This window comes from Parageobacillus thermantarcticus, from assembly GCF_900111865.1.
Classification (GTDB): domain Bacteria; phylum Bacillota; class Bacilli; order Bacillales; family Anoxybacillaceae; genus Parageobacillus; species Parageobacillus thermantarcticus.
Genome location: NZ_FOJS01000001.1, coordinates 206099 through 224161 on the forward strand (window position 1 = coordinate 206099; position 18063 = coordinate 224161).

Sequence of the window (18063 nt, forward strand, 5' to 3'; positions counted from 1 at the left end):
TCGTTTCCCTCCTTAATGGACCGGCTCTTTCTGTAATTTTCGAACATCGACAAAATGTCCATAAATAGCGGCAGCAGCAGCCATCGCCGGGCTCACTAAATGCGTTCTTGCCCCTTTTCCTTGTCGGCCTTCAAAATTTCGGTTCGATGTGGAAGCGCAATGTTCTCCTTCCGGGATAATGTCCGGATTCATTCCTAAACATGCGCTACAGCCGGAATCGCGCCATTCGAATCCCGCATCGATAAAAATTTGCGCTAATCCTTCTTCTTCCGCTTGTTTTTTCACTTGTTGCGATCCCGGAACAACAAGCGCACGCACGCCTTTTGCCACTTTCTTTCCTTTAACAATCTTCGCGGCTTCGCGCAAGTCGCTAATGCGGGAGTTCGTGCAAGAACCGATGAACACGTGCTGCACTGGAATTTCCGTAATCGGCGTGCTAGGTTTCAAGCCCATATATTCCAAAGCGCGCCGTACCGCCTTTTGTTCTGTTTCGCTCGAAAAATCTTCTGGATGCGGCACCGTTCCATCAACAGAAGTGCTCATCGCTGGATTCGTTCCCCATGTCACCATTGGCGCAATCGTCGACGCATCAATTTCAATCGTTTTATCGTATTCCGCCCCTTCGTCTGTGGCAAGTGCACGCCAGCGTTCTACCGCTTTTTCAAACTCTTCTCCTTTTGGCGCGTATTTGCGGCCTCGCAAATAGGCAAATGTCGTCTCATCCGGACTCACTAAGCCGGCACGAGCGCCCGCTTCAATCGACATATTGCAAATCGTCATTCTTTCTTCCATCGACATATTGCGAATGACTTCGCCAGTAAATTCGATAATATATCCGGTGCCGACATCGACTCCGTAACGCCCGATAATCGCCAAAATTACGTCTTTCGCCGTAACTCCTTCTCCCAATTTGCCATCGATGCGGATTTGCAGCGTTTTTGGTTTATGCTGCCATAGCGTCTGCGTCGCAAGCACGTGTTCCACTTCGCTCGTTCCAATTCCAAACGCGAGCGCGCCAAATGCGCCATGTGTCGACGTATGGCTGTCTCCGCAAACAATCGTTTTTCCCGGTTGTGTTAAGCCAAGCTCTGGGCCGATCACGTGGACGATTCCTTGTTCTTCGCTATGCAAATCAGCTAGCGGAATCGAAAACTCCCGGCAGTTTCGCTCCAATGCCGAAATTTGATTTCTCGCTACTTCGTCTTCAATCACAAAACGGTTCACTGTCGGAACGTTATGATCCATCGTCGCGAATGTTAAATCAGGGCGGCGCACTTTCCGCCCTTTTTGCCGCAATCCTTCAAACGCTTGCGGAGAGGTGACTTCGTGCACTAAATGCAAATCGATATAAAGCAAATCTGGTTTTCCATCTTCGCGATATACGACATGATTTTCCCAAATTTTTTCAATAATCGTTTTCGGTTTCACTGCTTTCACCTCTCATTCTTTTTATTATGCGTAAACAGTCATAATGTGAGAAATGGCTTCATTATCTAAAATCGCCGCTTTAATTTCGTTTACCATTTCATCGGTGGAAACGGCCCGTTGCCCTTTTTGGGCAATATCAGCCGTTCGCAATCCAGCCGCCAATACGTGCTGAACCGCTTTTTCAATCGTATCCGCCTCTTTTGAAAGCCCAAAGGATAGGCGAAGCATCATCGCCGCCGATAAAATTGCCGCAATCGGATTTGCTTTATTTTGTCCTGCGATATCTGGAGCGGATCCGTGGATCGGTTCATATAAACTAGGACCTGATGTTGATAAACTCGCCGATGGCAACATGCCGAGGGATCCCGTCAACATCGACGCTTCATCGCTTAAAATGTCGCCAAACATGTTTTCCGTCACAATCACATCAAATTGTTGCGGAGAGCGAATTAGCTGCATCGCCGCATTATCGACGAGCATATGCTCAAGCGTCACATCTGGAAAATCTTGCGCAATTTCTTCGGCAATTTCCCGCCACATTCTGCTCGATTCGAGCACATTCGCTTTATCGACAGACGTCACTTTTTTCTTCCGTTTGCGCGCAAGTTCAAACGCCGCTTTCACAATTCGCTTAATTTCTTCCTTTTTATATAGAAGCGTATCTACCGCTTTTTCTTCCCCGTTTTCCACCATCCGTCCGCTCGGTTTTCCAAAATATAGCCCTCCTGTCAACTCGCGAACGATTAGCAAATCGACCCCTTGGATGACTTCCTCTTTTAACGGAGAAGATTCCGTTAAACTGTCGTAAAATTTTACCGGCCGCAAATTGGCAAACAAATTCATCTCTTTGCGAATTTGCAACAACCCCTTTTCCGGGCGCAAATGCGCAGGATTGCGGTCCCATTTCGGACCGCCGACCGCCCCAAGCAACACCGCATCGCTTTCGCGGCAGATGGCAAGCGTTTCATCGGGAAGCGGCGTTCCTTTTTGGTCAATCGCCTCTCCGCCAATAAGCCCGTATTTGAACGCAAACTGATGTCCAAACCGCGTTCCGATCGCTTTTAAAATCTCCACAGCTCCGCTCGTCACTTCTTTTCCGATTCCATCACCCGGCAACACAGCAATCTGATAGCTTCCCATGCCGTTTCCCTCCGTTTTATTGCATCGCAACTTTTTGATTTTCCGCACGCATCGTTTCAATCATAAATACACGGTTAACAGCGTTAATATAGGCTTTCGCGGATGCTTCAAGCACGTCCTGCGCCGTGCCGCGCCCGCTTGTTTCGATATCGTTAACCCGCACTTTCACGAACACTTGCGCAAGCGCATCACGTCCGCCGCTGACCGATTCAATCCGATAGTCAAGCAACGTAACCGACGTTTTAAAGCAACGCTCCAGCGTGTTATACAACGCTTCGACGCTTCCCGCTCCCGTCGCCGCTTCTTGAATTTCATTTCCTTGCCCGTCCTTTAAGACGACAACGGCGGTTGGAATTTGGTTCGTTCCATACTGGACTTGAAGCGAAGATAGCTGATAAAAATCTTTAAAGTGATCAAATTTTTCTTCAAAAATAAGCGCGACCAAATCGTCATCAGTAATGTCTTTTTTCTTATCTGCCAGTTCTTTGAAGCGAACAAACAATTTATTAATTTCTTCATCCGATAATGTGTATCCAAGTTCTTCGACACGGTTGCGCAACGCGTGGCGTCCGGAATGTTTTCCAAGCACCATCGAGTTCGATTGCACGCCGACAAGTTCCGGCGAAATAATTTCATACGTTGTTTTCTCTTTTAATACACCGTCTTGGTGGATTCCCGACTCATGCGCGAAGGCATTTTTGCCGACGACCGCTTTGTTCGGCGGAATAACCATGCCTGTCAGTTTGCTTACTAGATTGCTCGTTCGTTTAATTTCTTGCAAGTTTAGACGCGTTTCTGCCTGATAGTAATCTTTGCGGATGTAAAGCGCCACAGCAATTTCTTCCAATGCTGCATTCCCTGCGCGTTCGCCGATTCCGTTAATCGTCCCTTCAATTTGTGTTGCACCATGTTCGATTGCCGCTAACGAATTCGCAACCGCCATTCCTAAGTCGTCATGACAATGGGCAGAAAGCGATACTTTTTCAATATTCGGAACATTATTCATCAAGAAAGTGAAAATGTTTCCATACTCTTTCGGAGTAATATAACCTACTGTATCCGGTATATTGATGACCGTCGCTCCTGCCTTAATCACTTCCGTAATAATTTTCGCCAAGAAAGGAAGTTCGCTGCGGCAAGCATCTTCCGCAGACCATTGGACAATTGGAAAATAGCGTTTTGCATATTTCACGGAAGATACCGCCGTTTCAATCACTTGTTCCGGCGTCATGCGCAATTTGTGCGTCATATGGATCGGCGATGTGGCGATGAACAAATGGAGTCGAGGTTCCGCCCCACCTTTTAACGCTTCCCACGCGGCGTCAATATCGCTCTGTACCGAGCGGGAAAGCCCGGTAACAGAGCATGTTTTGATCGTTTCGGCAATTTGTTTTACCGCCTGAAAATCTCCTTTCGATGCGGCAGGGAAGCCAGCCTCAATGATGTCGACGCGAAGCCGTTCAAGCTGGCGGGCGATCTCCAGCTTTTCGTGCAAATTCAAATTGACTCCAGCAGACTGTTCACCATCGCGCAACGTCGTGTCAAAAATATTAATTTTTCTCACTCGAAACCACCACTTCTTTCTGTTTTTCTTTGACAAATGGCATCATGCTGCGCAATTCGCGTCCGACAATTTCAATGAGATGTTCGTTTTCGCGGCGATTAATCGCATTAAACTCCGGACGGTTTGCTTGGTTTTCCAAAATCCAGCTTTTCGCAAATTTCCCTGTCTGAATATCATGAAGCACTTTTTTCATCTCTGCTTTCACCGCGTCGTTGATGATGCGCGGTCCAGAAATGAAGTCTCCCCATTGCGCCGTATCCGAGATCGAGTGGCGCATCCAAGAAAGCCCGCCTTCGTACAGAAGGTCGACGATCAGCTTCATTTCATGCAAACATTCGAAATAAGCCAATTCCGGCTGATACCCTGCTTCGACAAGCGTTTCAAAACCGGCTTTAATAAGTGACGTCAATCCCCCGCATAATACCGCCTGTTCGCCGAATAAGTCTGTTTCTGTTTCTTCTTTAAACGTCGTTTCAAGCACTCCCGCTCTTGTCGCGCCGATCGCTTTCGCATACGCAAGCGCTGTTTCTTTTGCTTCTCCTGTCACGTCTTGATGCACGGCAATTAATGCAGGCACGCCAGCTCCTTCCATATACGTACGGCGCACTAAATGTCCAGGGCCTTTCGGAGCGACTAAAAACACATCGACATGTTCAGGAGGAACGATTTGGTTAAAGTGAATGTTAAATCCGTGGGCAAATACTAACGCGTTCCCCGGCTGGAGTTCCGGCTCGATTTCTTCTTTGTATACATTCGGTTGTTTTTCATCTGGAAGAAGAATCATGACGATATCCGCTTGTTGCGCTGCTTCGCGAACACTATATACGGCAAAACCGTCTTTTTCCGCTTGTTCCCATGACTTCCCTTTCCGTAGTCCAACAATCACATTCACTCCACTGTCGCGAAGGTTTTGCGCATGCGCGTGTCCTTGTGAACCATAACCGATAATTGCCACCGTTTTTCCTTGTAAATATTTTTCATTTGCATCTCCGTTATAGTAAACTTTCGCCATGTTTTCTCTCTCCTTTTTCGTAGTTTTTTAGATAATGAAAGCAGTTTTATGCATAGCGGCTGTTTTTTGGGAGCCGCGTGTAAACGCTGTTGTTCCTGTTCTTGCCACTTCTTTAATTCCGTAAGGTCGCAATAACTCAATGAGCGCTTCGACTTTTTCGGATTCGCCCGTTACTTGAATAACGAGGCTGTCTTTGCTTACATCGACAACGGAAGCACGGAACGGCTCAATGAGCGTATAAATCTCTTGGCGAAGCGCCGGCGTCACCGACACTTTCACGAGCGCCAACTCTCGCGCGACAATCGCCTGATCGGTAATATCGCTAACTTTGAGCACGTCAATTTGCTTGTTTAGCTGTTTAATAATTTGCTCTGCCGTCCGCTCATCTTCGACGTTGACAACAAACGTCATCCGGGAAATTCCTTCTACTTCCGTATGCCCTACCGTAATGCTTTCGATGTTGTAATGCCGCTTCGTAAATAACCCGGTAATGCGGTTGAGAACACCGGGACGGTTGTTGACGGTCATTGTGATAATTCTTCGCACGCTTTCACCCCCACCATTTCATGCAATCCTTTTCCAGGTGCAACCATTGGATAGACATTTTCATCCGCCTTGACGTGGAAATCAAGCAAAACCGGACCGTCGATCGCAAATGCTTTCTTCAGCACTTCCATTGCTTCCGCCTCTGTTTTCGCTCGGAAGCCCGGCATATTGTACGCTTCTGCTAGCTTTACAAAATCCGGCTGATTTGGAATGAGAGAATGAGAATATCGTTTTTCGTAAAACAGTTCTTGCCATTGGCGAACCATGCCGAGCGCTTGATTATTGATGATGACCACTTTAATTGGCAGCCGCAATTCTTGAATAACCGCTAACTCTTGGAATGTCATTTGAAAACCGCCGTCACCGACAATGGATACGACCGTAGCGTTTCTATCGGCAAGTTGCGCACCGATCGCCGCCGGAAGGCCAAATCCCATCGTTCCGAGCCCGCCGGAAGTCACCCAGCGATGCGGTTTATTAAACTTGTAGTATTGCGCCGCCCACATTTGATGTTGCCCGACATCCGTTGTAATAATCGCGTCTCCATTCGTTAGTTCATAAATCATTTCGATCAGTTTTTGCGGCTTAATCGTTTGCGCGTCATCTTCGTAATACAGTGGAAAGCGCCGTTTCCACTCGTTTAACTGGTCAAGCCATGCCGTTGTGTCCGCCGGTTTTCCTTGTTGATGAATCAATTCTTGCAAGGCCGCTTTCGCATCACTGACGATCGGAATTTTCGTCGGCACGTTTTTCCCAATTTCCGCTGGATCAATATCAATGTGTGCGACCGTCGCTTTTGGCGCAAAGTATTTTAAATTTCCCGTAACGCGGTCATCGAACCGTGCCCCAATGTTAATGAGCAAATCGCATTCATATAGCGCCATATTTGCTGTATACGTGCCGTGCATGCCAGCCATCCCCAAAAACAGTGGGTGATCAGCTGGAAATCCACCTAAGCCTAATAGCGTATGAACAACCGGAATATTTTGCTGTTCGGCATATTGCCTCAATTCATTTGAAGCGTTCGCATGTAATACGCCTGCTCCTGCTAAAATGACAGGTTTTTTCGATTGGCTAACCGCCTCAACAAGACGGCGAATTTGCAAATGGTTTGGCTGTGTCGTCGGTTGATATCCTGGTAAATGGACCTCTTGTTCGTAATCAAATTCCCCTTCGGCTGTGGTAATATTTTTTGGGATATCGATCAACACAGGACCTGGTCTTCCTGTCGTAGCGATATGAAACGCTTCTTTAATGATTTTCGGAAGTTCGCTTATATCCCGAACTTGGTAATTATATTTCGTGATTGGCATCGTAATTCCGAGAACATCCGCCTCTTGAAACGCATCGGAACCGATGACGCTCGTTGCAACTTGGCCGGTAAATACGACGAGCGGCAGCGAATCCATCATTGCATCCGTCAACCCTGTCACAATGTTTGTCGCTCCAGGTCCTGACGTCGCAATCACAACGCCCGGTTTTCCAGAAATGCGCGCATACCCTTCCGCCGCATGAATCGCTCCTTGTTCATGCCGCGTTAATACGTGAAATACTCCCGATTGATACAACTTATCGTAAAGCGGCAATACCGCTCCGCCCGGATATCCAAAAATGACTTCTACATTTTCCGACTTTAACGCTTCAATGAGCATTAACGCTCCGCTCATTTTTGTTTTTTCAAACGTTTTTTCCTCCACTTTCATCCTCGACATTTTCCATCCTCCTCGCGTTTTTCATCACTATGAAAAAAACCTTTTCACCCACGATGACCTACTTTGCTTCGGTCAAAGGGGCGAAAAGGTTCACTTTCCGCGGTACCACCCTTCTTCGTGGCCATAAGGCCACCTCATGAGCGATCGGCAAATCGACCAATCGCTCTTTTTAGTAACGAGTGAAGCAAGCGCGCACTCCACCCGTCCAGCCCTACTAGTTGCATAACGTTCGGGCTGGCGCTCAGAGGTGAGTTCATCAAGCGGCAGCATCACCGGTTTCCAGCTACCCCGGCTCTCTGTGGATGCTGTCCCCGCTGACTACTTATCCTCTTCATCGCTTTCACGTATTAAAATTTTTGTTGTACATCATCCAACGTTCACGTTTGTTTGATATACTTTTACTCCTTCGGAAACAACGCGACGTCTAAATTCTTCAAGCAACCGTTTTGTATGCGGTCCCGGCACTCCTTCACCGATCACGCGCCCATCCACCTTCACAACAGCGATCACTTCGGCAGCCGTTCCAGTTAAAAAGACTTCATCAGCGACGTAAACGTCGTGGCGCGTAAATGGTTCTTCTTTTACGACATAACCAAGGTCTTGCGCGATTTCGATAATAGCTTGACGAGTAATTCCTTCAAGCGCCCCAACGTATCCAGGCGGCGTGTATATTACTTCATCTTTAATGATAAAGACGTTATCTCCCGATCCTTCAGCTACGTATCCTTGGTCGTTTAAAATCAACGCTTCGTTTACATTGGCGAGATGTGCTTCAATTTTGACAAGAATGTTGTTTAAATAGTTCAGCGACTTCACTTTTGGGCTAAGCACATCCGAACGGTTTCTTCGAGTCGCAACCGTCACCACTTCGATTCCCGTCTCATATAAATGTTTAGGGAAAAGCGCCAGTGGCTCAACGATAATAACGACTTGCGGTTTTTGGCATTTATATGGATCAAGACCTAAATCGCCGACTCCGCGTGAAACGACAAGGCGGATATACGCGTCTTGATATTGGTTTTTTCGTATCGTCTCAACGACATAATTTGTTAATTCTTCTTTTGTATAAGGAATCGTTAACAAAATGGATTTTGCCGAATTATAAAGGCGATCCATATGCTCTTTTAATCGGAATACGTTACCGCTATAGACACGAATTCCTTCAAATACGCCATCACCATATAAAAAACCGTGATCGTATACCGAAATTTTCGCATCTTCTTTTCGCACAAACTCACCGTTTAAAAAAATCCATTGTTCACTCAATTTTGTTCCCCTCTTCCCTGGTAAGTACGAACTGTTCATTACACTGCTCATCATTGTGTATTTCTGTTTGATTTATTTGAAAATTATAATAATCCTAAAACAAAAGAGAGTCAATATGGTTTTTTTGAATATTTCGATTCATTAGACTATTTGTATGCGCTTACATATCGATAGAATCAACGAATTCCCTCAACCAAAAAATTTTTTAGCGTTTGCGGCACAAAAATAAACCCTCCTTTTCCATTGAAGAAAAGGAGGGATAACGTCCCAGGAGAGATTCGAACTCCCGACCGACGGCTTAGAAGGCCGCTGCTCTATCCAGCTGAGCTACTGGGACATGGTATTATGCATTCTTCTTTTTTTGAATGGCTGCCTCTTCCTCTACTAGCTGATTCAAAGAAGCCGGATGCGTCGAGGCAACTCGTAGCATATTCGATGATGCGTCGCTCGTTGCTCTATCCAGCTGAGCACTGGGACACGACATTTCACGCTAAATCCACAGATTCATTGTCCCTTCCTCTGCTAGTGAATTCAAAGAAGTAAGATGCGTCGGGACAACTCGAAGTGGATTCATGGAAGTATCGCTCGTCGCTGCCTCTTCCTCTACTAGCTGATTCAAGGAAGCTGGGTGCGTCGAGGCAACTCGTAGCATATTCGATGATGCGTCGCTCGTTGCTCTATCCAGCTGAGCTACTGGGACACGACATTTCACGCTAAATCCACAGATTCATTGTCCCTTCCTCTGCTAGTGAATTCAAAGAAGTAAGATGCGTCGGGACAACTCGAAGCGGATTCATGGAAGTATCGCTTGTCGCTGTCTCTTCCTCTGCCAGCTAATTCGAAGCGGTCGGACGCATCGTCGAGACAATTCGCCACCTACTGCGAAGCATCGTTAAGAACTTTGCATCTTTCAAAGACATTCTATATTATAGAAAAGTTTTTTAATAAAGTCAATATGAGAAAGAGCGGGGAACACCCCGCTCATAAAGTGAATGTTTTCGTGAGAAGGTGCACTTCTTTTCCATCGACTTCGTAAAATCGAGCCGTTGCTTTTCCGCCTTCTATTTGCAACAGTGCGTACGTTTTTTCTTTTCTCGTTCTTGGCAACAAAATGCTTCCCGGGTTAATAAACAAAATATCGTCAATCATCTCAACGCCGGCGATATGAGAATGGCCAAAACATACCACCTTTGCCTCTACTTCTTTCGCGCGATAGTAAAGATTCATTAACGACATTTTCACATTATAAAGATGGCCGTGAGTGATAAAAAAACGAATTCCAGCAATTTCTTCGATTCGTTCGTTAGGAAATTGTTTGGCAAAATCGCAATTCCCGCGCACGATCAAAAAATGCTCAATTTCTTTGTGATCAGGAGACAACTCCGAATCGCCGCAATGAATGAGCGCATCGACTTCATGGCGATGGCGCGCCGCGATTTCTTCTAATTCTTTCGTTAATCCATGGCTATCACTAATAATTAACGCTCTCATCTTTCTCTACTCCTTACCGTTCATGATTTCGTCCCACTGTTTTTCCAGTTTCGCCAACGCTTTGGCCCGATGGCTAATTTGATTTTTCTCTTCTTTGGATAATTCCGCCATTGTTTTTCCTTTTTGCGGAACGAAAAAAATCGGATCGTACCCAAATCCGTTTTCTCCCTTTGGCGCCTCGGTAATGTATCCTTCGCACGTCGCTTCCACGACGGTCGTGCGGCGTCCCGGCGCTGCAACAGCAAGTGCGCAATGAAAGCGTGCCGTCCGTTTTTCAAACGGAACTCCTTTCAATTCTTCTAATACCTTGGCGATATTTTTTTGGTCGTCCTTTTCTTCTCCGGCGTAGCGGGCGGAGTACACCCCCGGTCTTCCATGTAAAGCGTCGATCGCTAAACCGGAGTCGTCGGCGATGACGATCGTCTGAAAATAATGAGCCATCGCCTCCGCTTTTAATATCGCGTTTTCGGCAAACGTGTTGCCCGTTTCCTCGACATCCGGGCAATTCGGAAAGTCTAGAAGCGACTTCACTTCTACTCCTTTTTTTGTGAGAAGTTCTTGAAACTCCCGTGCTTTTCCAGCGTTTTTCGTTGCGATAATAACTTGTTTCACAATGCATCCCCGCTTTCTTGGCTTCGCTTCATGTCAATTTGCGCGGCAAGTTCCCCTAACGTTTTCCGCTGAATGTCGATCAACTGTCGAATTCCGACTTCTGCTGTATCCAACAATTCGTTTAATTGTTCCCGCGAAAATGTCGCCTCTTCTCCTGTCCCTTGAATTTCAACAAAGCGGCCAGCCCCTGTCATCACAATGTTCATATCGACTTCCGCCCGCGCATCTTCCGCATAGTTTAAGTCAAGAATGATTCCATGCTCCGGATCGATACCGACAGATGTAGCGGCTAGAAAATCATTTACAGGTAACTCATCGAGTTTGTTTTCTTCAACCAATTTCGCGAATGCTAACACCATTGCTACGTACGCTCCTGTAATCGATGCTGTCCGCGTCCCTCCATCTGCCTGAATGACATCACAGTCGATCCATACCGTTTTCTCGCCTAGTTTGTCCAAATTAACGACAGAACGAAGCGCCCTGCCAATAAGACGCTGGATTTCCATTGTTCGCCCCGATACTTTTCCTTTGCTAGATTCCCGCACGTTTCGCTGTTCTGTCGCTCGCGGCAGCATCGCATATTCCGCAGTAATCCATCCTTTTCCTCCGCCGCGCATAAACGGCGGCACTTTATCATCGATACTTGCTGTACAAATCACTTTTGTATCGCCAACTGTAATAAATACCGATCCTTCCGCGTGTTTAATAAAATGTTTTTCCATATGTACAGGACGCAGTTGCTTGTTTTCTCTACCATCTACTCTCATTCAAAAGCCTCCTTTACCATAAACAGAAAGAGGTAGCACACGCCTACCTCTTTTTTATATCATAATATCGCATCCAACTGCTAGCCGCTCTATTCGTTTACACAATAATTTTTCTAAAATAGTGTAAGATTCTGTCATTAAATAAATGATTTTTTTAAAAGCTTTCTGCGTTTACTTTTTCCGGCCTTGTCACCGGCTCGGATAGCGGTTTTCCATCTTCTCTTACAAGATTTGCCTTTCCATTTACCGTAATCGCGACACTTTCAATTCCTTTTTGCTCGGTTAATGAAAGAACGAGCGAATTTAATACATGATCCAAAATGACATTTTTCTTATTGCTGCCGTAAATCGCTTCATTGAAGTTTAGCGTTACTTTCCCATCTTCATATTTTGGCTTTCCCACTAACTGAGTATCTGGCTGAAACTCACTTGCAAGACCGCTGCCATAGCTCGGCCCTTTAATTAATTCGTTCACCGCGGCAACAACATCGTCTTTTTCTTTATTGGGCACGCGCCGTGTTACAGGGACGTAGTACGTATTGTTTCCTTGCTGCGCGACAAAATAAACGGTAACAGGGTGCGTATTTGTAATATCAATAACACCGCTTGCTTCCATATTAATCCCATCGGCGCGGCTGACGCCATCTTGGATCGGTGTTTTATTGACAGGCATGACATCTTGGTCATAGCCGTTAATGCGAATTTTTACTTTTTTCACATTATCAAACTGTGTCAACGTCCATGTAATGGCCTGTAAAATTTTCTTTTCGTCTTCCGGTCTATAATTTGCAAACTCCGGTGAGAAATCAGCGATAATCGTGCCGTCTTTCTCCAGCTTTACCCCTAACACGCGCGTATCTGCAGGCAGCACAGCGCGAAAACCGTTCGGCAACATTTCCGAAATCGGGCCATCTTCTACTAAATATTCAAGAACTTGCTTCGCGACAGCGTCCGTCTTTGGCAGTTCCACCGTCTGCGGCACGACAAATCCATTTTTATCAATTAAGTAAAGTTCACGTTTCACTGTTTCCGTTGCTTTTTTCACATCTTTTTCTTCTTTTTGGTTTTCAGTTGTTTCTTGCAGTGATTGCCCATCTTTTAAATAGCTCACATCCTGCGGCGGGTCAATTTCCTTAACCGCTTCATCCTTTCCAAATAGCCCGCAGCCGCCAAGCAACAGCAACGATGCGACAACAGATGCGGCTAGCTTCCACGCTCCTCGGTTGAACATGAAATTTCCCTCCTACACATAGTTTGTACTACTATGTATACGAGCACTTTTGGAAAATAGAATAAAAAAATCCTTTAGCGTAAAAGCTAAAGGATTTTTTATAATTCTATCGTTTGAACGCGTTCAATCGGTTTTCCAAACCATTTGGAAGCAATTTTTTGGAACAGTTCCTTTGATCCCGTGGTGAAGAACAAATGCTCCGCCGCACGTTGCCCAGTATAAAGAAGATGGCTATGATGCAAAATCGCGCTAACTTCACGCGCCGTTTCATCACCGGAGCAAATTAGTTTGACGCGTTTTCCCATATATTCTCGAATAAGAGGACTTAACAAAGGATAGTGAGTGCATCCTAAAATAAGGACATCCATATTGCTCGACTTAAACGGCTCAAGCGATTCGGCCACGATTTTCTTGGCTTCTTCCCCCTCAAAGTTTCCGCTTTCTACAAGCGGAACAAATTTCGGACACGCCAAACTTTCCACATGAACTCGAGGGTTAATAGACTTTAGCGCCTTTTCATACGCGCCGCTCTTTACCGTGCCAATCGTGCCAATCACGCCGATATGGCCGTTCTTCGTCGCTTTTAACGCCGCACGAGCTCCGGGATGCACCACACCTAATACCGGGATATCGAGCTGTTCCCGAATTTCGTCCAATACGACAGCTGTCGCCGTATTGCAAGCAATAACAAGCATTTTAATATTATACTGCAATAAATAATTCGTCATTTCCCATGTAAACTGACGAATTTCTTCTTCTGGGCGTGGTCCGTACGGGCAACGCGCCGTATCTCCGAGATAAATAATCCGTTCTTTTGGCAATTGTCGCATGATTTCTTTTGCAACGGTTAATCCGCCAACTCCTGAGTCAATAACACCAATTGCTCTTTCCAAGTGATCGCCTCATTCTTTTTTCATTTCTTGATGTAATTTTCGCAAGCATTTCTCTAAAAAGACAATTTCTTCATCGGAAAAACTTTGCAGCACTCGCGCCAAGTCGTGTTGGCGCTTTTTAATCACTTCCTCGATAATTCGCTCACCTTCTTCAAGAAGATGGATGCGCACGACTCGCCGGTCATGGCGGTCTTTTACTCTAGCAACAAGTCCGTTTCTTTCCATTCGATCTACTAAATCTGTAGTTGTGCTGCACGCCAAATACATTTTGTTCGATAATTCACCAATCGTCAAGTCCCCTTCTTCTAACAGCCATTGCAACGCAACGAATTGCGGCGGTGTAATCGGGTACTGCGTTAAAATTTCGCGACCTCGTTGTTTTAAAATCGCGGCGATATAGCGAAGCAACTTTTCAAGTTCAGCAACAGTCTTTTCATCCAAGTGAAACGGCATACAATCTCCCCTACAACGGCGCACTTATTATTTTTAACGTTTTTCTGCAAAAATGCAATTCAAAAGCATTGATGAAGAAAATTTGTTCGACAAGTTTTTCTGCGTCATGTTCATTTTACTACACTTTCTCGCATAATCAACAGTTTTTCACTAATGAGACTTTAAAATTAAACCGCTAGACAATGTTATTGACTCTAAAATATAACGAACCGGCTACCTTAAAAGTAAGGTTAGCCGGCATTCCTTATAGTTCAAGCTCCCCCATTCGAAGCAATTCAATAACCGCTTGGGATCGCCCCTTTACCCCAAGTTTTTGCATTGCATTCGAAATGTGGTTACGAACCGTTTTTTCACTAATAAACAGCTCTCTGGCAATTTCTTTTGTCGTCTTATCCTGAACTAATAATTCAAATACCTCTCTCTCTCTTTTCGTCAGCAACGGCTTCGGTTGAAATGATTTGTCCTTCAAGTATTGTAACCCTCCTTGCTTTCACTAGACCTGAACTACCGGATGGGTATTATTCACCATATAGTATGTGAAAGAAGGAGTTGCGGTGACGGAATTTCGCTTATCTAATAGAAAAATAGGTGTTTTTTCTAAACAAACGCGCTGTCTGAAACTGTTTCGCCTTGCTTCAAGAAACGCTTTTTCCTGTATGTTTATTCATTTGTTCCCCGACGAACAAAAAATCCTCTTCATGAAAATCATGAAGAGGATTTTCGCCATTATACTTCGTCGCTTCCAAAGAAGTTGCGGAACATTTGAATCGTCGCTTCGCGGTTTAACGCAGCGATCGAAGTCGTTAACGGAATTCCTTTTGGACAAGCTTGCACGCAGTTTTGCGAGTTGCCGCAGTTCGCCAAACCGCCGTCTCCCATGATCGCTTTCATCCGTTCCGCTTTATGCATCGCGCCTGTCGGATGCGCGTTAAATAGGCGCACTTGGGAAAGCGGTGCAGGGCCGATAAAGTTCGATTTGCTGTTGACGTTTGGACATGCTTCTAAACATACGCCGCACGTCATACATTTGGAAAGTTCATACGCCCATTGGCGTTTCCGTTCCGGCATACGTGGACCAGGACCTAAGTCGTACGTTCCGTCAATTGGAATCCATGCTTTTACTTTTTTCAACGAATCAAACATGCGACTGCGGTCTACTTGCAAGTCGCGCACTACCGGGAACGTGCGCATCGGTTCCAAACGGATTGGTTGTTCCAATTTATCAATTAACGCTGTGCACGCTTGGCGAGGTTTTCCGTTAATGACCATCGAACAAGCGCCGCATACTTCCTCAAGACAGTTCATTTCCCATACAACTGGGGTCGTTTTTTGCCCTTTCGCGTTCACCGGATTGCGGCGAATTTCCATCAGCGCGGAAATGACATTCATATTCGGGCGATACGGAATTTCAAATTCTTCTTCATATGGCGCAGAATCAGGCCGGTCTTGACGTGTGATAATGAGTCGGATCGTTTTTTTCTCGCTCATCGTTTACTTCACTTCCTCTTTCTTTTTCGTGTAGTCGCGTTTGCGTGGCTTAATTAACGATACATCGACATCTTCATAGTGGAATGCTGGTCCATCCGGAGTATAACGCGCCATCGTTGTTTTAAGCCATTCTTTGTCATTGCGCTCTGGAAACTCCGGTTTATAGTGTGCGCCACGGCTTTCGTTACGGTTGTAAGCGCCCAGCGTAATGACCCGCGCTAATTGCAGCATATTGTACAATTGACGGACAAATGTCGCGCCTTGGTTGCTCCATTTCGATGTATCCGTTACGCTGATATTTTTATATCGTTCAAGCAATTCTTGAATTTTTTCATCTGTTTTCAGCAACTTGTCATTGTAGCGGACGATCGTCACGTTTGCCGTCATCCATTCGCCAAGCTCTTTATGCAACACGTATGCGTTCTCCGTTCCATCCATCGATAAAATGTTATTCCAGCGTTCTTCTTCTTTTTTGACATAGCGATCGTACAACGATGACGGCATTGCGTCCGCCGATTTTTCCAAACCGCGAATGTATCTGACCGCGTTTGGCCCAGCAACCATGCCACCGTAAATCGCTGATAATAAGGAGTTCGCTCCGAGACGGTTGGCACCATGGATCGAGTAATCGCACTCGCCAGCCGCAAACAACCCTTTAATGTTTGTCATTTGGTCATAATCGACCCATAAGCCACCCATCGAGTAGTGTACGGCCGGGAACACTTTCATCGGCACTTTACGAGGGTCTTCACCCATAAATTTCTCGTAAATTTCAATAATACCGCCGAGTTTCACATCTAGTTCCTTCGGATCTTTATGAGAAAGATCAAGATATACCATGTTTTCTCCGTTGATGCCGAGCTTCAAGTCAACGCAAACGTGGAAAATTTCTCTTGCTGCGATATCACGAGGCACAAGGTTCCCGTAAGCCGGGTATTTTTCTTCAAGGAAATACCAAGGTTTTCCGTCTTTATATGTCCAGACTCTTCCGCCTTCCCCGCGGGCCGATTCACTCATCAACCGCAATTTATCGTCTCCCGGAATCGCCGTCGGGTGAATTTGGATAAACTCTCCGTTTGCGTAATACGCACCTTGTTGATAGACGATCGACGCCGCCGAACCGGTGTTGATGATCGAGTTCGTCGATTTTCCGAAAATGACCCCTGGCCCGCCTGTCGCCATGATGACCGCATCCGCAGGAAACGCTTTAATTTCCATTGATCTCAAGTCTTGCGCGACAATTCCGCGGCAAATTTGTTCGTCATCTAAAACAATACCTAAAAATTCCCATCCTTCATATTTCGTTACAAGTCCTTCTACTTCATGGCGACGCACTTGTTCATCAAGCGCATATAATATTTGCTGACCTGTCGTCGCCCCTGCGTATGCAGTGCGGTGATGCTGTGTCCCGCCAAAGCGACGGAAATCAATCAACCCTTCAGGAGTACGGTTGAACATGACTCCCATACGGTCAAGCATATAAATGATGCCTGGCGCTGCCTCACACATCGCTTTCACTGGAGGCTGGTTCGCCAAAAAGTCACCGCCATATACGGTATCGTCAAAATGTTCCCAAGGAGAATCGCCTTCCCCTTTCGTATTAACCGCGCCGTTAATCCCACCTTGCGCACAGACAGAGTGAGACCGCTTTACAGGCACGAGCGAGAACAACTCAACAGGCACGCCTGCTTCCGCGATTTTAATCGTTGCCATTAGTCCAGCTAGACCGCCACCAACTACGATGATTTTTCCTTTTTTCATTGCTACTCACTCCCTAAAAGATTGCTAGTATTAAGCAAATGCTAAAATGGCACGAATGCCGACGATGGAAAGCGCGACAAAAATGAGCATTGTCACGTATGTAAAAACTTGTTGTGAACGAGGAGACACCGTTAACCCCCAGCTTACACAGAAAGACCATAAACCGTTTGCAAAATGGAACACCGTTGACAAAATTCCGACAATATAAAACGCAAGCATAGCCGGATTATCGACGATATTCGCCATCATTTCATAGTTTACGTCCGCTCCAAATGCGGCTTGCACTCGAGTTTCATATACATGCCATGTCACAAAAATTAATGTGATGATTCCGGTGATCCGCTGCAACACAAACATCCAGTTGCGGAAGTACCCGAAACGTCCCACGTTAAATTTCGCCGTAAAAGCGATATAAAGCCCATAAATAGCGTGGAACAACAGCGGAAGAAAAATGACGAATATTTCTAAAAAATAACGAAACGGTAAATTCTCCATAAAGGAAGCAGCGCGGTTAAACGCTTCCGGTCCTCTTGTCGCAAAATGGTTTACGACTAAATGTTGCACTAAAAAGATTCCTACTGGAATGACTCCCAACAGTGAATGGAGCCGACGATAGTAAAACTCGCGATTTCCTGCCATTATGTAAACCCCCTTTAAATAGTAACAACAATGAAAATAGTGCTCCCCATCCACAAAAAT

Annotated in this window: 17 protein-coding genes, 1 tRNA gene and 1 other annotated feature; all 18 genes read right to left on the bottom strand. The window is 45.7% G+C overall.

Going from position 1 to position 18063, the window contains the following annotated elements:
- Positions 1-12 precede the first annotated feature (12 nt).
- Positions 13-1428 carry a 3-isopropylmalate dehydratase large subunit gene (gene leuC / locus BM278_RS01095; RefSeq protein WP_090947561.1) on the bottom strand — a complete coding sequence of 472 codons (1416 nt, stop codon included), beginning with the start codon at positions 1426-1428 and terminating at the stop codon, positions 13-15.
- Positions 1429-1452: 24 nt separating this feature from the next.
- Complete coding sequence (gene leuB / locus BM278_RS01100) at positions 1453-2568, bottom strand: 3-isopropylmalate dehydrogenase (protein WP_090947562.1); 1116 nt, start codon at positions 2566-2568, stop codon at positions 1453-1455.
- 16 nt (positions 2569-2584) lie between these two features.
- Entirely contained in the window at positions 2585-4132 is a 1548-nt protein-coding gene (locus tag BM278_RS01105; protein WP_090947563.1) for a 2-isopropylmalate synthase, read from the bottom strand.
- Positions 4119-5144, bottom strand: coding sequence for a ketol-acid reductoisomerase (ilvC, locus tag BM278_RS01110; protein ID WP_090947564.1), 1026 nt, complete (start codon positions 5142-5144; stop codon positions 4119-4121). The genes BM278_RS01105 and ilvC overlap by 14 nt, the downstream gene beginning before the upstream one ends.
- 27 nt (positions 5145-5171) lie before the next feature.
- Positions 5172-5690, bottom strand: a complete 519-nt coding sequence (gene ilvN, locus BM278_RS01115) for an acetolactate synthase small subunit (protein WP_208601724.1) — start codon at positions 5688-5690, stop codon at positions 5172-5174.
- On the bottom strand, positions 5669-7402 hold the full coding sequence (gene ilvB / locus BM278_RS01120; protein WP_090947565.1) for an acetolactate synthase large subunit: 1734 nt from the start codon (positions 7400-7402) through the stop codon (positions 5669-5671). Before ilvB ends, ilvN begins: the two co-directional genes overlap by 22 nt.
- A gap of 73 nt (positions 7403-7475) precedes the next feature.
- Positions 7476-7746: a binding site (T-box leader), on the bottom strand.
- A 22-nt stretch (positions 7747-7768) separates the two neighbouring features.
- Complete coding sequence (ilvE, locus tag BM278_RS01130; protein WP_090947566.1) at positions 7769-8668, bottom strand: branched-chain-amino-acid transaminase; 900 nt, start codon at positions 8666-8668, stop codon at positions 7769-7771.
- 263 nt (positions 8669-8931) lie between these two features.
- Positions 8932-9005 (bottom strand) — tRNA-Arg (locus tag BM278_RS01135).
- A 644-nt stretch (positions 9006-9649) separates the two neighbouring features.
- Positions 9650-10159 carry a metallophosphoesterase family protein gene (locus tag BM278_RS01140; RefSeq protein WP_090947567.1) on the bottom strand — a complete coding sequence of 170 codons (510 nt, stop codon included), beginning with the start codon at positions 10157-10159 and terminating at the stop codon, positions 9650-9652.
- 6 nt (positions 10160-10165) lie between these two features.
- A complete protein-coding gene (locus tag BM278_RS01145) occupies positions 10166-10771 on the bottom strand; it encodes an XTP/dITP diphosphatase (protein WP_090947568.1) in 606 nt (201 codons plus the stop codon).
- The gene (rph, locus tag BM278_RS01150; protein ID WP_090947569.1) at positions 10768-11538 is read right to left on the bottom strand and encodes a ribonuclease PH; all 771 of its coding nucleotides are present in this window, start codon (positions 11536-11538) and stop codon (positions 10768-10770) included. The genes BM278_RS01145 and rph overlap by 4 nt, the downstream gene beginning before the upstream one ends.
- Positions 11539-11692: 154 nt before the next feature.
- Positions 11693-12769, bottom strand: a complete 1077-nt coding sequence (locus BM278_RS01155) for a GerMN domain-containing protein (protein ID WP_090947570.1) — start codon at positions 12767-12769, stop codon at positions 11693-11695.
- A gap of 98 nt (positions 12770-12867) precedes the next feature.
- Positions 12868-13662, bottom strand: coding sequence for a glutamate racemase (gene racE, locus BM278_RS01160; protein WP_090947571.1), 795 nt, complete (start codon positions 13660-13662; stop codon positions 12868-12870).
- A 9-nt stretch (positions 13663-13671) separates the two neighbouring features.
- Positions 13672-14115, bottom strand: a complete 444-nt coding sequence (locus BM278_RS01165) for a MarR family winged helix-turn-helix transcriptional regulator (protein ID WP_090947572.1) — start codon at positions 14113-14115, stop codon at positions 13672-13674.
- Positions 14116-14359: 244 nt separating this feature from the next.
- Complete coding sequence (locus tag BM278_RS01170; protein WP_003248783.1) at positions 14360-14584, bottom strand: helix-turn-helix domain-containing protein; 225 nt, start codon at positions 14582-14584, stop codon at positions 14360-14362.
- Positions 14585-14841: 257 nt separating this feature from the next.
- Positions 14842-15603: a succinate dehydrogenase iron-sulfur subunit gene (gene sdhB / locus BM278_RS01175; RefSeq protein WP_064549636.1), complete on the bottom strand. Its 762-nt coding sequence runs from the start codon at positions 15601-15603 to the stop codon at positions 14842-14844.
- Between the two features lie 3 nt (positions 15604-15606).
- Positions 15607-17364, bottom strand: coding sequence for a succinate dehydrogenase flavoprotein subunit (gene sdhA / locus BM278_RS01180; RefSeq protein WP_090947573.1), 1758 nt, complete (start codon positions 17362-17364; stop codon positions 15607-15609).
- A 30-nt stretch (positions 17365-17394) separates the two neighbouring features.
- Complete coding sequence (locus BM278_RS01185; protein ID WP_090947574.1) at positions 17395-18003, bottom strand: succinate dehydrogenase cytochrome b558 subunit; 609 nt, start codon at positions 18001-18003, stop codon at positions 17395-17397.
- Between the last annotated feature and the right edge of the window lie 60 nt (positions 18004-18063).

Excerpts from the sequence above, each read along its gene's own strand:
- ilvB (WP_090947565.1), bottom strand. The coding sequence starts at position 7,402 with ATGTCGAGGATGAAAGTGGAGGAAAAAACGTTTGAAAAAACAAAAATG.
- BM278_RS01155 (WP_090947570.1), bottom strand. The coding sequence starts at position 12,769 with ATGTTCAACCGAGGAGCGTGGAAGCTAGCCGCATCTGTTGTCGCATCG.
- ilvC (WP_090947564.1), bottom strand. The coding sequence starts at position 5,144 with ATGGCGAAAGTTTACTATAACGGAGATGCAAATGAAAAATATTTACAA.
- BM278_RS01165 (WP_090947572.1), bottom strand. The coding sequence starts at position 14,115 with ATGCCGTTTCACTTGGATGAAAAGACTGTTGCTGAACTTGAAAAGTTG.
- sdhA (WP_090947573.1), bottom strand. The coding sequence starts at position 17,364 with ATGAAAAAAGGAAAAATCATCGTAGTTGGTGGCGGTCTAGCTGGACTA.
- sdhB (WP_064549636.1), bottom strand. The coding sequence starts at position 15,603 with ATGAGCGAGAAAAAAACGATCCGACTCATTATCACACGTCAAGACCGG.
- rph (WP_090947569.1), bottom strand. The coding sequence starts at position 11,538 with ATGAGAGTAGATGGTAGAGAAAACAAGCAACTGCGTCCTGTACATATG.
- leuB (WP_090947562.1), bottom strand. The coding sequence starts at position 2,568 with ATGGGAAGCTATCAGATTGCTGTGTTGCCGGGTGATGGAATCGGAAAA.
- BM278_RS01140 (WP_090947567.1), bottom strand. The coding sequence starts at position 10,159 with ATGAGAGCGTTAATTATTAGTGATAGCCATGGATTAACGAAAGAATTA.
- BM278_RS01185 (WP_090947574.1), bottom strand. The coding sequence starts at position 18,003 with ATGGCAGGAAATCGCGAGTTTTACTATCGTCGGCTCCATTCACTGTTG.